Origin of the sequence: Providencia sp. PROV210 (genome assembly GCF_028479445.1) — a bacterium.
In the GTDB taxonomy this organism is placed as follows: domain Bacteria; phylum Pseudomonadota; class Gammaproteobacteria; order Enterobacterales; family Enterobacteriaceae; genus Providencia; species Providencia rustigianii.
In genome coordinates this window covers 241,823-254,783 of sequence record NZ_JAMPNQ010000006.1, presented here as the reverse complement: position 1 = coordinate 254,783, position 12,961 = coordinate 241,823, and the positions used below count along the sequence as shown (strand labels likewise).

The window sequence follows — 12,961 nt, the reverse complement described above, 5'->3', positions numbered from 1 at the left end:
CATTTGTAAAGTGTTTTAATGCGATTATTTCTCATTAAGCTGGAAATATTTATAATCATAGTAATTACAGTAAGTTAATTTGTTGTTGATTCTTATTTGTATTTAATTGCGCTCTATTTTTATGCTCTTCAAGCATAAAATATACCCCTGAATTTTGCTTATACCCTGTTACCCTATTTTTACGCTACAATAAGGCAATTCCGGTCAACAATATTAGCTCTATGCGCCTATTAATCCTTTGGTTTTTACTTACTGTTTCTCTTTCAGCTACGACGGAAGAAACAGACATAAGCTATAAAGACACCATTGCCAATGATGTCCCAGCCGATATTCGCCAAAAAGGCTTTATCTACTGTGTGAATGGTATTGTCACCACATTCAACCCGCAACTAGCGAGTAGTGGCTTGATCATTGATCCTTTAGGCGCACAACTGTATGACCGTTTACTTGATGTAGACCCTTTCACTTATCGTTTAATCCCCGAACTGGCCGCTCGCTGGGAAGTCTTAGATAACGGAGCTACTTATCGGTTATATCTAAGAAAAGATGTTCAATTTCAAACTACACCGTGGTTTACCCCTACCCGAAATATGAATGCGGATGACGTCGTGTTTAGCTTTTCCCGCATGTTCGAAACCAGTAACCCTTACCACTATATTAATGGTGGGCGCTACCCGTATTTTGATAGCTTGCAGTTCGCCAGCAGTGTTGAAAGTATCAAAAAACTGAATAACTATACCGTTGAATTTCGGTTAAAATCTCCTGATGCTTCTTTTTTATGGCATTTAGCCACCCACTATGCCCCTATCCTTTCTGCTGAATATGCAGATAATCTTTCTGCTGAGAATCACCAAGAAATGATTGACTGGCGACCTGTTGGTACTGGTCCTTTTTACTTTGATGATTATCAATCTGGCCAGTTTGTAAGATTACTGCGTAATAAACAGTACTGGAGAGGCGAACCTCGTATGGAAGAGGTGGTCGTTGATATGGGTGCTGGAGGTACCGGGCGTATTTCGAAATTGCTAACTGGAGAGTGTGACGTACTAGCCTATCCCGCCGCTAGCCAACTTAAAGTGCTACGTGATGACCCACGCTTGCGGATTTCCATGCGCTCCGGAATGAATATTGCTTATTTAGCATTCAATACCAGCAAACCTCCACTTGACCAACTTAAAGTTCGTCAAGCTATCTCTTATGCAATAAATAATGAGCGTTTGATGCAATCCATTTACTATGGGACAGCGGAAACGGCTTCGTCCATTTTACCTCGAGCATCTTGGGCTTTTGATAACCAAACGAAAGTAACGGACTATAATCCGGAACTATCCAAAAAAATGCTGCAAGAAATGGGCTTAGAAAAACTTCAACTGGATTTATGGGTTCCTGTTGCCTCACAGTCTTATAACCCCAGCCCATTGAAAATGGCTGAGCTAATTCAAGCAGATTTAGCACAAGTGGGTATCGTGATGAATATCCGATCCGTTGAAGGTCGTTTCCAAGAAAATCAGTTAATGGATCGCTCTCATGATATGACACTGGCTGGCTGGACAACTGACAGTAACGATCCAGACAGTTTTTTCCGTCCATTATTAAGCTGTGCAGCGATCAGCTCACAAACCAACTTAAGTCACTGGTGTAATCCACTATTCGATGAGGTCTTGCATAAAGCACTCCTAACTCAGCAACTCTCAGATCGCATTGATTATTACCATCAGGCACAGCAAATACTGGGGCAAGACTTACCTATTTTACCCCTCGCCTATTCTTTACGCTTACAAGCTTATCGTTATGATATGAAGGGATTAGTCATCAGTGCCTTTGGGAATACATCCTTTGCTGGCGTATACCGTGAAATGCAAGAATCGGCTAAACTGCCTCCTAAGAAACAGGAGCAGCAACCATGATTATTTATTCGCTAAGGCGCATACTGTTACTATTAGTCACCGTTTTCTTTTTGTCCTTGGTCAGCTTCAGCTTAAGCTACTTCACGCCTAACGCCCCATTAAGTGGTGCATCACTTATCGATGCCTACATTTTTTATTTTGATGGGCTGTTGCGTTTCGATTTTGGGGTTTCTAGTATTAATGGCGAGCCCATTACAGAGCAGCTTAAAGACACTTTTCCCGCCACTATGGAGCTATGCATTTTAGCATTTATGTTTGCTCTATTTATTGGTATTCCGTTGGGGATGATTGCCTCATTTTGGCGCAATAAACCAGTTGATATAGCTATCAGTACCTTTGCTTTACTGGGTTTTTCAGTCCCTGTTTTCGTTCTAGCGTTAGTGCTTACCCTATTTTTCTCACTACATTTAGGCTGGCTACCTGTTTCTGGACGTATCGACCTACTCTACAACTTAAAATCTGTTACTGGTTTTGCTTTAATTGATGCTTGGCTTTCTGACTCACCATATCGTAAAGATATGATGATAAACGTGTTAGAACACATGATTTTACCTGTTTTAACCCTCGCCCTTGCACCTACCACTGAAGTGATCCGATTAGTACGTATTAGCACTGATGAAGTCGCTAGCAGTAACTATGTAAAAGCCGCAGCAACACGAGGGCTTTCACGGTTTAAAATCATTCGTCGGCATATTTTCCATAACGCGATCCCACCCATTATCCCAAAGTTAGGCTTACAATTTTCCACCATGTTAACTTTAACCATGGTGACAGAATTAGTCTTTAATTGGCCGGGATTAGGTCGTTGGTTAGTTACTGCTATCCGTCAGGGAGATTACTCCGCAATTTCTGCGGGGGTCATGTTGATTGGAGCCTTAGTGATCACCGTCAACGTGCTGTCTGATATTTTAGGTGCCATGATGGATCCGTTAAAACATAAGGATTGGTATGTCCTCAGATAATTTTTATCGTGAACAAAAAATGCCATCTCCTACGCGGGTGGTATGGAATATTTTTTCTTCTGATGTTTTGGCGATGATCGGTTTTTTTGGAGTGTTGCTACTCGTTATCCTATGCTTCATAGGCCCTTATTTGGCACCCTATGCTCTCGACCAGCAATTTTTAGGCTACCAAGTTACACCTCCATCATGGTCACATTATGGTGAGGTTGCCTTTTTCTTTGGAACTGATGACCTCGGGCGAGATATCCTTAGTCGACTATTAATCGGAACAAAATCAACGTTTGGCTCCGCCTTGCTCATTACTTTTATTGCCACAATAATTGGATTAATTTTAGGTTGTCTGGCGGGAATGACCCGAGGTCTGAAGTCAGCGATATTTAACCATGTTCTCGATACGCTGTTATCAATTCCATCCCTTTTACTTGCTATTATCGTAGTCGCATTTATGGGTGCTAGCCTCACCAACGCCATGCTTGCTATTTGTCTCGCCCTAATCCCCAGAATGGTGAGGACAATTTATGTGGCCGTTCACGATGAGCTAGATAAAGAATATATTGTTGCAGCTCGCTTGGATGGCGCATCGAATATTTTTATTTTGTGGTACACGGTACTACCCAACATTACCCCTATTTTAGTCACTGAATTAACTCGTGCATTATCCATTGCTATCTTGGATATCGCCGCTCTCGGTTTTCTGGATTTAGGTGCTCAGTTGCCGTCCTCTGAATGGGGAGCCATGCTAGGTGATACTTTAGAATTAATTTATGTCGCGCCATGGACCGTGATTTTACCCGGAGTGGCTATTATGAGCAGTGTATTGTTCGTCAACCTTTTAGGTGATGGATTACATCGAGCTATCAATGCGGGAGTTGAATAATGCCACTGTTAGACATCCGCAATTTAACGATTGAATTTATGACGGCAAACGGTCCTGTAAAAGCCGTTGACCGTGTTTCTATGACGCTATCTGAAGGGGAAGTCCGTGGTTTAGTGGGCGAATCAGGCTCAGGTAAGAGCCTTATAGCAAAAGCAATCTGTGGGATCACAAAAGACAACATCCGCGTCACCGCAGATCGTTTTCGTTTTCAAGATATTGACCTACTAAAGTTAAGTCCACGTAAGCGACGCCGCTTAATAGGTCACAATATTTCAATGATTTTCCAAGAACCACAATCGTGCCTAGACCCTGCGGCTGATATAGGAAAACAACTCATTCAGTCCATTCCTGGCTGGACTTATAAAGGTCGTTGGTGGCAGCGATTCAATTGGCGAAAGCGTCGTGCCATAGAACTGCTGCACCGTGTTGGTATTAAAGATCATAAAGATATTATGCGTAGTTATCCTTATGAGCTCACTGATGGCGAATGCCAGAAAGTTATGATCGCTATCGCTATTGCCAATCAACCGCGCCTATTGATTGCCGATGAGCCAACCAATGCGATGGAATCCACCACTCAAGCTCAAATTTTTCGTTTATTGGATAAACTCAATCAAAACAATAAAATGAGTATTTTGCTGATTAGCCATGATATGGAAATGATGTCCAAATTAGTTGACCGAATTAATGTACTGTACTGCGGGCAAACCGTAGAAAGTGCAACACCGGAAGATATATTACAACGTCCTCGACATCCTTATACACAAGCTTTAATCCGAGCAATACCTGATTTTGAAAGTCCTATCCCTCATAAAGGTCGCCTGAATACCCTTCCTGGTGCTATTCCATCACTAGAACATTTACCGATTGGTTGTCGCTTAGGCCCACGTTGCCCTTATGCACAACGTACCTGTATTGATGCGCCACCATTACGCAGTATTAAAGGACACTTAGTGGCTTGCCATTATCCTCTCAATACGGAGGAACTGCCTTGATGGAAACGTTACTTGAGGTTCGTAACCTAATGAAAACATTTCGTTTTCGTGAAGGATTATTCCACCGCCATGAATTACAAGCGGTTAAACCTGTTAGCTTTAATCTACAAGCAGGACAGACGTTAGCAATTATTGGCGCAAATGGCTCAGGAAAATCGACTCTTGCACGCATGTTATCCGGTGTCACAGAGCCATCTGGCGGCGAAATTTTAATTCGTGGCCAACGGCTGAGTTTTGGTGACTATGGCTATCGTAGCCAACGGATTCGAATGATTTTTCAGGATCCAAGCACCTCACTAAATCCCCGTCAGCGAGTAGGACAAACCCTTGAACTGCCATTAAAATTGAATACTAATTTGACAGGGATTGAGCGAGAGCGGCGGATCATACAGACATTACGTCAAGTGGGATTACTCGCCGATCATGCTGAATACTACCCTCATATGCTGGCTTCAGGTCAGAAACAACGTGTTGCACTTGCTCGAGCGTTAATCTTACAGCCAGAAATTATCATCGCTGATGAAGCCTTAGCTTCCTTAGATATGTCAATGCGCTCCCAAATTATTAACCTCATGCTCGACTTACAAGCAAAGCAAGATATTGCTTATATTTATGTCACTCAGCACTTAGGCATGATGAAACATATTAGCGATAAAGTCTTAGTCATGGATAAGGGTGAAGTGGTTGAGCGAGGGAATACAGCAGAAGTGCTGGCGGCACCATTACATGATGTCACTCGCCGCCTTATTGAAAGCCACTTTGGGGAGCCTTTATCTATTGATGCATGGCGGCAAGATTTATAATTTTTTTGCTAACTCACCGTAGAGGTTTAGGCATACCACCTAAACCGTCTATTTATCGAGCAATAGATACGCAACTTTTGATATGTTTTAAATGGACGACTATCGTAAAAGTCACAATCACTAACAGTGACCAAGCACCCCACTTTCCAGCGTGCACCATTGACCAAGCACCAATTTGATTGGGATATTGCCATACCCCAAAAAAAGTCCCAAAATTTTCTGCGAGCCAAATAAAAAATCCAATTAACATAAATGCGCACAATAATGGCATTTTTCGCTCTTTATCTAATGGGGTATAAAACACCACAGTACGGGCATATAACCCCAAAATAAATGCCGTTAAATACCATCGATAATCATCAATATAATGGTGGCTAAAGAAGTTTACATAGATGGCTAATGCCACTAATGTCGCCATCCAATAAGGTGGATAATGCTCGATTCGTACTTTAAAAAAACGCCATGACTGAATGATATAGCTCCCAACAGCGGCATACATAAATCCGGTAAACAGGGGAACACCCCATAATTTAGTGTATGCCTCATCAGGATATTGCCATGAACCAATGGTGGCCGATGTTTTAAATAGTTCCATCATAAAACCGACCAGATGGAATATACAAATGGCCTTGAGCTCATCCCACGTTTCCAATTTACTCCAGACCAATAAAGCCTGAAATGATACTGCAAATATTAGCAATACATCATAACGTGGGATACCTACAATACCCTTAGCAGGGACGAGAAATAAGGCTAAGAAAAAGAACCCTGCAAACAAGCATGAACGTGCATTAATAATACCAAAAAACCAAAACTCCAAAATAAAACGTTTTATCCCAGTGCTATTGCTCGGCTTATGTGCCATTAGGATCTCATCAAGTTTTCCTAATAAATTTATTTTTTGGCAGAGAATGCTCATTCTAGTCGCTCAGTTTTGGGATCGAAAGTTTTGAGCTTATTAGCTCAATATAAGTCGCAAATTCTAGCAAATTAAAACGATAAACCAATCGGGTAACAATCTTATTTTCAGGCTCTTTATATTCATATAGATAAAAATTCTTTTTTCTACACTTTCTTCGTTAGTTTTATGAATTTTAAAATGATTTTAGATATTGAGATCAATGCCGCATCCTTTAGCAATTCAAATTTTGAATCTGGTGTATACTTAATTAAACAGTAAATAATCACTCTATGACTTAGGAGTTTTATGATGAAATTGTATTACGCTCCCGGTGCTTGCTCCCTTTCTCCACATATTATTTTGCGTGAAACTGGATTAGATTTCAGTATTGTCCGCGTTAACATTAAAGAGAAAACTACCGAGACTGGTGAAAACTTCTTAGCAATAAACCCTAAAGGTCAGGTACCAACGCTTGTTTTAGACGATGGAGAGCAATTAACCGAAGGTGCTGTGATCGTGCAATATATCGCAGATCAAAATCCAAACAGAAACCTTATTGCACTCCCTGGCTCTATGAAGCGTTATCACCAGTTAGAAGCCCTCAACTTTATTTCAACCGAATTGCATAAGAACTTCACACCGTTATTTGCACCGGGTACACCAGAAGAGTACAAAGAAACCGTTCGTGCAATGTTACTTAAAAAATTCCAATACGTTGATAGTATTCTAAAAAATCAACCTTACTTTGTGAATAAAAGTGATTTTTGTGTAGCGGATGCCTACTTATTTACTGTCACAAATTGGGCTAATTTTGTTGGTCTGGATTTAAGTTCATTAACTCACCTGAAAGACTATTGTGAGAAAATTGCTAAGCGCCCGAAAGTACAAGAAGCGTTAGCCGCTGAAGGGTTATTGAAGAATTAATCAAATTGAGTTAATTGAAAAACAGCGCGCATTTATCAGGCGCTGTTTTCTTTAGAAAGGGCGTAAATTAATCTAGCTGAGTTGTACAGAACTTATGTTCTGGATTAACCATTTTATCTTGTGCGGCCACTAACTGTAATTCATACTCACCCATCTCTTTGGTTTTCAGCATTACCTCATACACTGCAGCTGCCACATGCTCTAGACCTTTATCTAGCGGCTCACCTTTCAAGATATTAACTAACATCAGGCCACTGGTTAAATCACCGACGCCAACAGGTTGTTTTTCGCCAAAATCCACCAGCGGACGACTGACATGCCAACTGTGTTTTGCCGTCACTAAAATCATTTCGAAACGATCTGCTCGGTAGCCAGCACGGCTTAAATGTTTTACTAATACAGTCTTTGGACCTTGATGGCAAAGTTTACGTGCAGCTTGTACCGCTTGCTCAACAGTCGTAATTTTTTCACCGGATAACGTCTCTAATTCTAATAAATTCGGTGCAATAACATCACTCGCAGCAAGCGCTTGTTGGCATAAAAACTCCGCAACTCCGGGCGCAACGATACATCCTTTTTCAGGATGTCCCATCACAGGGTCGCAAAAATAAATTGCTTTGGGGTTTGCAGACTTAACACTCTGCACAATGGATAGAATATTCTTTCCCTGCTCCGCTGAGCCAATGTAACCGCTTAAAACAGCATCACAAATTTCTAATTTATGGATTTTGGCTAGACCCGCTACAATATCGGTAAGATGTTGAGCAGGAAAGACGGTTCCAGTCCATTGAGGATATTGTGTATGGTTAGAGAACTGCACTGTATTAAGTGGCCACACATCTACGCCCATCCGGCACATAGGAAATGCGGCGGCACTGTTTCCTGCATGGCCGAAAACAACATGGGATTGTATTGATAATACGCTTTTCATTGGAAACCCAGAGAATTGTTATGTCGAATGAAGAGAAATCAGTGATTAGCCATTTGTTATTATAAATAGCCCAGAATATTTCTGGGCTTGATATGACAAAGGTTAGTCAGAGCTATTTCCAGTTGATTAAGCAGTCATTTTTCTTACCGCGGCGGATAAGCGTAAAACGACCAAATAAACGGTCCGCATCAGTAAACACATACATTGGTTCCGTTTGTTTTTGACCGTTAATTGATACTGCGTTCGAGCTGATTGCAGTTCTTGCTTGACCGCGAGAAGGTGCCAATTCTGAATCCACTAAAGCTTGCTGAAGGTCAGCGCCTACTTCTAATGTGATATTTGGCATACCATCCTGAGCTAATTGCTCTAAGTCAGCTTCTGTTAAATCAGAAACTGCACCTGAGAATAAACTCTCTGTAATACGTTTTGCTGCCGCTAATCCCGCTTCACCGTGAACCAATTTGGTCACTTGCTCTGCTAATACATACTGAGCTCGTGGCGCTTTACCACTATTTTTATCTTCTTCTTCCAGTGCGTTAATTTCGCTTAATTCCATGAAAGTAAAGAATTTTAGGAAACGATAAACATCCGCATCAGCTGTATTGATCCAGAATTGGTAGAATTTATATTGGCTGGTTTTCTTTGGATCCAACCAAACAGCACCACCCTCTGTCTTACCAAATTTAGTTCCATCCGCTTTCGTGATCAGTGGAACAGTCAAACCGAAGACTTGGTTTTGATGTAAGCGACGAGTTAAATCGATACCAGAAGTAATATTACCCCATTGGTCTGAACCACCAATTTGTAATTCAACTCCCATCTCTTTATTCATGTTCGCAAAGTCATAACCTTGTAATAAGTTATAAGCAAATTCAGTGAAAGAGATACCGACATCATCACGATTCAAGCGCTGTTTAACAGACTCACGGTTGATCATTTGGTTCACAGAGAAGTGTTTACCAATGTCACGTAAGAATGTCAGAACGTCCATTTTACCAAACCAATCGTAGTTGTTAGCTAGGCGTGCGCTATTATCGCCACAATCAAAGCTTAGGAATGGCGAAACTTGGTTACGGATTTTTTCTACCCACTCTTGAACGGTTTCTGCGGTGTTCAATTTACGTTCAGTAGCTTTAAAACTCGGATCGCCAATCAGGCCCGTTGCGCCACCTACCAACGCCACAGGCTTATGCCCGGCTAGTTGGAATCGTTTTAAACACAGCAAAGGAACCAGATGTCCCAAGTGCAAGCTATCTGCGGTAGGGTCGAAGCCACAATAGAGAGAGATAGGGCCTTGCGCCAGTCTCTCTGCTAACGCATCCTCATCCGTTACCTGGGCAACGAGGCCCCGCTCTTGCAATTGTTTAATCAGGTTATTGCTAGACATCAATGACTCCATCGGTTGAATTTTGTCTATCTGTTTTAGTATAAAAAACTGGCGGAGCTAGGCTCTGCTCAAAAGTCCGTCAGTGTTATTTGTCAATTTTCTTAAGTGCGGCTATAGCATAAAGCGCATATCAATTAAGTGCCAGCTAAAAAACTATTTATTAGGGAGCCAATCTGTCAATAACCCAAGCATCCCCTTCCCTTTGGTATAAAAAGCGGTCATGTAAGCGATGAGCGCCACCTTGCCAAAATTCGACACTGTTAAACACGACCCGATAGCCCCCCCAAAAACTCGGTAATGGCACTTCACCATTTTGGAATTTTTGTTTTAATTCAAGAAACTTCCCTTCAAGTATCCCGCGGGCGGATATTCTTGATGATTGCTGTGATGCCCAAGCTGCAATCTGGCTATCTTTAGGGCGACTATGGAAGTACTTCAAAACTTCGATTGGGCTTAAACGCTCAGCAACCCCCGTAAAATGAACTTGTCGTTCTAATTGGTACCATGGAAAGTGCAAACTGATTTTATTATTATGTTCTAAATGTTGTGCTTTGCGACTTCCCAGATTGGTATAAAACACCAACCCCTTCTCATCAAAATGCTTTAATAGGACGATCCGTTGATAAGGTTGCCCTGTTTCATCAACCGTTGCTACACACATGGCAGTTGGATCGCTTAAACGTGCTTCACAAGCCTGTTTTAACCAACGTTCAAATAATGAAATTGGGTCTGTGGTTAAATCTTTACGTCTTAAACCGCCTTTTGTGTATTCACGACGAACTGCGGCAAGATCTACTTCATCGAGCTCATTCATTCTTCTATCCTTTAAAACGGTTGTTTTTATCAATATTAGTTGGATAAATTGCACCAAGTACCGTATCTCGATTAGCCCCTGTAACTGAAGCTAGATTTCCCGGTAATCCGGCGATTGTACGGGCGGCTAACCATGCAAAAGCCAACGCTTCCATATCATCACCACTAAGCCCAAATTTATCACTCGCAGCGACTTCAATACCGGGAAGTAGTGCCGCTAAACGCGACATTAAAAATTTATTTAGAGCACCTCCACCACAAACAATTAAGCGCTCGCAACCGCCACATAGAGTGACTTGATCGGCGATAGATGCAGCAGTTAACTCACAGAGAGTTGCTTGAATATCTTGAGGTGCCAAGAGAGGATAATGTGCTAAGTGCTGTTCTAGCCACTGCATATTGAAATATTCACGCCCCGTACTTTTCGGCGCTGCTCGTTTAAAATAATGGTCATTAAGCATGTCATTTAATAATGCTTGATTTACCTTTCCGCTTTCAGCCCATTCGCCATCTTTGTCATAAGCTTGCTGTTGATTACGCCATACCCAAGTATCCATTAGCATATTGCCTGGACCAGTATCATATCCTTTGATATGGGCGCCAGGAAATAATGTTGTAATGTTGGCAATTCCACCAATATTGAGCACAATTCGTTTTTCAGTTGGATGCCCAAGTACAGCAAGATGAAAAGCAGGAACAAGCGGAGCACCTTGCCCACCATATGCCATATCTCTACGACGAAAATCCCCGACAGTGGTGATCCCCGTCAGTGCGGCAATCCGATTATTATCCCCAATTTGCATCGTAAATGGTGTATCGCTATCGGGTTCATGCCATACCGTTTGCCCGTGGCAACCTATGGCTATAATATCCTCAGGAGACAACCCTGTTTGTTCGAGTAACTGATTAATAGCGTCAGCATATAAAGTGCCAAGTTCTCGGTCAATCTGCCCAATTTCAGATAGTGTCGTTTCTTGTCCCTGACAGATGTTTAAAATTCTTTTTTTCAACTCAATGGGAAATGAAGCATTTAGACTAGACTGCTCTGCAACAAATTTATCATTAATAGCAGCCAAGACAACATCAACTCCGTCTAAACTGGTTCCTGACATAACACCGATGTAGCGACCCGATTTAATCATCTTATTATCCCTTCAGAGATCCCGTTTTGAGTGAAGTAAGCCATGAAAGATTGTGCTTTGATAACGCTATTTGTCAACTGATCGATTCAGTTTCTCGTACCGCTTCGCAGGTTTAATAAATAATTGATAAATTAAATCACCGTATTGAACAAAATAACAACAGTTCATCGTTTTTCTATCCCCCTAATTTTAATTTGATTTATAATGGTTCAATCTATAATTATCTGCTAAACCTAAAGATAGTAGTTATTGGTTGCTGTTAACTATAGATATTGATAATCCTAATTTAGCAATTGTCTAGAAGTGATATTCAAAAAATGCACTGTTGCTATGAGTATTTGACAAAGAATGCCTTTAATTAGGGTTTTAGAATAAATTTGAGAAATTTCACCTAGTGTTTACAAACTATTTAATTCAGAATTAGTAGTCTAAATCTCGGTGTCTAATACAATTTTTTGATGTTGTTGTGCTTATGGTGAAAACAAATATACGATGCTATGTTAGTGCCACAGACAGCAAATCTCATAGGAGTCATTATGCTTAAGAAAGTTTTTGTAGGTGTTGTTGCAGTTGCTATGTTATCAGGCTGTGTCAATACCAGTACGCTTTCTGGTGATACTATTTCAGCTCAGGATGCGAAACAGGTTCAGACTGTCACTTATGGTACAATTCTCAATGCTCGCCCTGTTACTATTCAAGCAGGCGAAGATGCTAATGTCATTGGAGCTATTGGTGGTGCTGTACTCGGTGGTTTATTAGGTAATACTGTTGGCGGTGGTACAGGTAAAAGTTTAGCAACAGCGGCTGGTGCAATTGCAGGTGGTTTAGCTGGTCAGCAAGCTCAAGGGGCTTTAAATAAAAGCCAAGGCGTACAGTTAGAGATTCGTTTAGACAGTGGTAAAAATATTGTTGTCGTTCAGAAACAAGACCCTAACGCTTTCCGCGTCGGTCAGCGTGTAATGATTGCAAACAGCGGTAACTCTGTCACTGTATCCCCTCGCTAATCTAACGATTATATATGTTCACCGACCTCATTGTCGGTGAACATTATTTTTATAATCTACACAACCAAACTCAAATTAATTAATTTTTAAATCATTTTAATAAAATCAATTAAACATCGAGATTAATATCAAAAATATATTTTTATGTATACCTGTACAGCAATAAATTTTGTGATATCTGATTTTAATCATATATTTTCCCAGTGTGACTATGTGAATAATAAAATAAAAATCATCTTCATTTTACAAATCGCATGGATAAAAACGAACTGAACCAATAGATATGTACACATATGAAAACAGTACCATGATAAA

The 12,961-nt window shown here is 40.9% G+C and carries 12 protein-coding genes; 7 read left to right on the top strand and 5 right to left on the bottom strand.

All coding sequences use genetic code 11. The features are described from left to right. The first annotated feature begins 221 nt into the window (after window positions 1-221). The 5 genes from sapA to sapF are packed head-to-tail and all read left to right on the top strand — an operon-like array spanning window position 222 to window position 5,544. The gene (gene sapA / locus PR761_RS06535; RefSeq protein WP_006813232.1) at window positions 222-1,907 is read left to right on the top strand and encodes an ABC transporter substrate-binding protein SapA; all 1,686 of its coding nucleotides are present in this window, start codon (window positions 222-224) and stop codon (window positions 1,905-1,907) included. After that, window positions 1,904-2,869 (top strand): putrescine export ABC transporter permease SapB, encoded by a 966-nt coding sequence (gene sapB, locus PR761_RS06530; protein ID WP_006813233.1) that lies wholly within the window; start codon window positions 1,904-1,906, stop codon window positions 2,867-2,869. Before sapA ends, sapB begins: the two co-directional genes overlap by 4 nt. Then, window positions 2,856-3,746, top strand: a complete 891-nt coding sequence (gene sapC, locus PR761_RS06525) for a putrescine export ABC transporter permease SapC (RefSeq protein ID WP_006813234.1) — start codon at window positions 2,856-2,858, stop codon at window positions 3,744-3,746. The genes sapB and sapC overlap by 14 nt, the downstream gene beginning before the upstream one ends. Then, window positions 3,746-4,741 (top strand): putrescine export ABC transporter ATP-binding protein SapD, encoded by a 996-nt coding sequence (gene sapD, locus PR761_RS06520; RefSeq protein ID WP_126460008.1) that lies wholly within the window; start codon window positions 3,746-3,748, stop codon window positions 4,739-4,741. The genes sapC and sapD overlap by 1 nt, the downstream gene beginning before the upstream one ends. Next, on the top strand, window positions 4,741-5,544 hold the full coding sequence (sapF, locus tag PR761_RS06515; RefSeq protein ID WP_006813236.1) for a putrescine export ABC transporter ATP-binding protein SapF: 804 nt from the start codon (window positions 4,741-4,743) through the stop codon (window positions 5,542-5,544). The genes sapD and sapF overlap by 1 nt, the downstream gene beginning before the upstream one ends. 52 nt (window positions 5,545-5,596) lie before the next feature. Here the strand turns inward: sapF and PR761_RS06510 are convergent, their stop codons facing one another. Beyond that, window positions 5,597-6,463: a DUF817 domain-containing protein gene (locus PR761_RS06510; protein ID WP_006813237.1), complete on the bottom strand. Its 867-nt coding sequence runs from the start codon at window positions 6,461-6,463 to the stop codon at window positions 5,597-5,599. Window positions 6,464-6,754: 291 nt separating this feature from the next. On the opposite strand from PR761_RS06510, the gene gstA reads away from it, so the two are divergent. Continuing rightward, on the top strand, window positions 6,755-7,369 hold the full coding sequence (gene gstA, locus PR761_RS06505) for a glutathione transferase GstA (RefSeq protein WP_039854139.1): 615 nt from the start codon (window positions 6,755-6,757) through the stop codon (window positions 7,367-7,369). A 67-nt stretch (window positions 7,370-7,436) separates the two neighbouring features. Here the strand turns inward: gstA and pdxY are convergent, their stop codons facing one another. The 4 genes from pdxY to anmK form a co-directional block, all read right to left on the bottom strand. Then, window positions 7,437-8,300 carry a pyridoxal kinase PdxY gene (pdxY, locus tag PR761_RS06500; protein ID WP_154611048.1) on the bottom strand — a complete coding sequence of 288 codons (864 nt, stop codon included), beginning with the start codon at window positions 8,298-8,300 and terminating at the stop codon, window positions 7,437-7,439. Between the two features lie 112 nt (window positions 8,301-8,412). Beyond that, window positions 8,413-9,687 (bottom strand): tyrosine--tRNA ligase, encoded by a 1,275-nt coding sequence (tyrS, locus tag PR761_RS06495; RefSeq protein ID WP_039854143.1) that lies wholly within the window; start codon window positions 9,685-9,687, stop codon window positions 8,413-8,415. Window positions 9,688-9,847: 160 nt separating this feature from the next. Then, complete coding sequence (pdxH, locus tag PR761_RS06490) at window positions 9,848-10,501, bottom strand: pyridoxamine 5'-phosphate oxidase (protein ID WP_006813241.1); 654 nt, start codon at window positions 10,499-10,501, stop codon at window positions 9,848-9,850. A 4-nt stretch (window positions 10,502-10,505) separates the two neighbouring features. Next, on the bottom strand, window positions 10,506-11,642 hold the full coding sequence (anmK, locus tag PR761_RS06485; RefSeq protein WP_006813242.1) for an anhydro-N-acetylmuramic acid kinase: 1,137 nt from the start codon (window positions 11,640-11,642) through the stop codon (window positions 10,506-10,508). Window positions 11,643-12,178: 536 nt separating this feature from the next. On the opposite strand from anmK, the gene PR761_RS06480 reads away from it, so the two are divergent. Next, window positions 12,179-12,646, top strand: coding sequence for a glycine zipper 2TM domain-containing protein (locus PR761_RS06480; protein WP_039854148.1), 468 nt, complete (start codon window positions 12,179-12,181; stop codon window positions 12,644-12,646). Window positions 12,647-12,961 lie beyond the last annotated feature (315 nt).

Excerpts from the sequence above, each read along its gene's own strand:
- sapA (WP_006813232.1), top strand. The coding sequence starts at position 222 with ATGCGCCTATTAATCCTTTGGTTTTTACTTACTGTTTCTCTTTCAGCT.
- sapB (WP_006813233.1), top strand. The coding sequence starts at position 1,904 with ATGATTATTTATTCGCTAAGGCGCATACTGTTACTATTAGTCACCGTT.
- sapC (WP_006813234.1), top strand. The coding sequence starts at position 2,856 with ATGTCCTCAGATAATTTTTATCGTGAACAAAAAATGCCATCTCCTACG.
- sapD (WP_126460008.1), top strand. The coding sequence starts at position 3,746 with ATGCCACTGTTAGACATCCGCAATTTAACGATTGAATTTATGACGGCA.
- sapF (WP_006813236.1), top strand. The coding sequence starts at position 4,741 with ATGGAAACGTTACTTGAGGTTCGTAACCTAATGAAAACATTTCGTTTT.
- PR761_RS06510 (WP_006813237.1), bottom strand. The coding sequence starts at position 6,463 with ATGAGCATTCTCTGCCAAAAAATAAATTTATTAGGAAAACTTGATGAG.
- gstA (WP_039854139.1), top strand. The coding sequence starts at position 6,755 with ATGAAATTGTATTACGCTCCCGGTGCTTGCTCCCTTTCTCCACATATT.
- pdxY (WP_154611048.1), bottom strand. The coding sequence starts at position 8,300 with ATGAAAAGCGTATTATCAATACAATCCCATGTTGTTTTCGGCCATGCA.
- tyrS (WP_039854143.1), bottom strand. The coding sequence starts at position 9,687 with ATGTCTAGCAATAACCTGATTAAACAATTGCAAGAGCGGGGCCTCGTT.
- pdxH (WP_006813241.1), bottom strand. The coding sequence starts at position 10,501 with ATGAATGAGCTCGATGAAGTAGATCTTGCCGCAGTTCGTCGTGAATAC.
- anmK (WP_006813242.1), bottom strand. The coding sequence starts at position 11,642 with ATGATTAAATCGGGTCGCTACATCGGTGTTATGTCAGGAACCAGTTTA.
- PR761_RS06480 (WP_039854148.1), top strand. The coding sequence starts at position 12,179 with ATGCTTAAGAAAGTTTTTGTAGGTGTTGTTGCAGTTGCTATGTTATCA.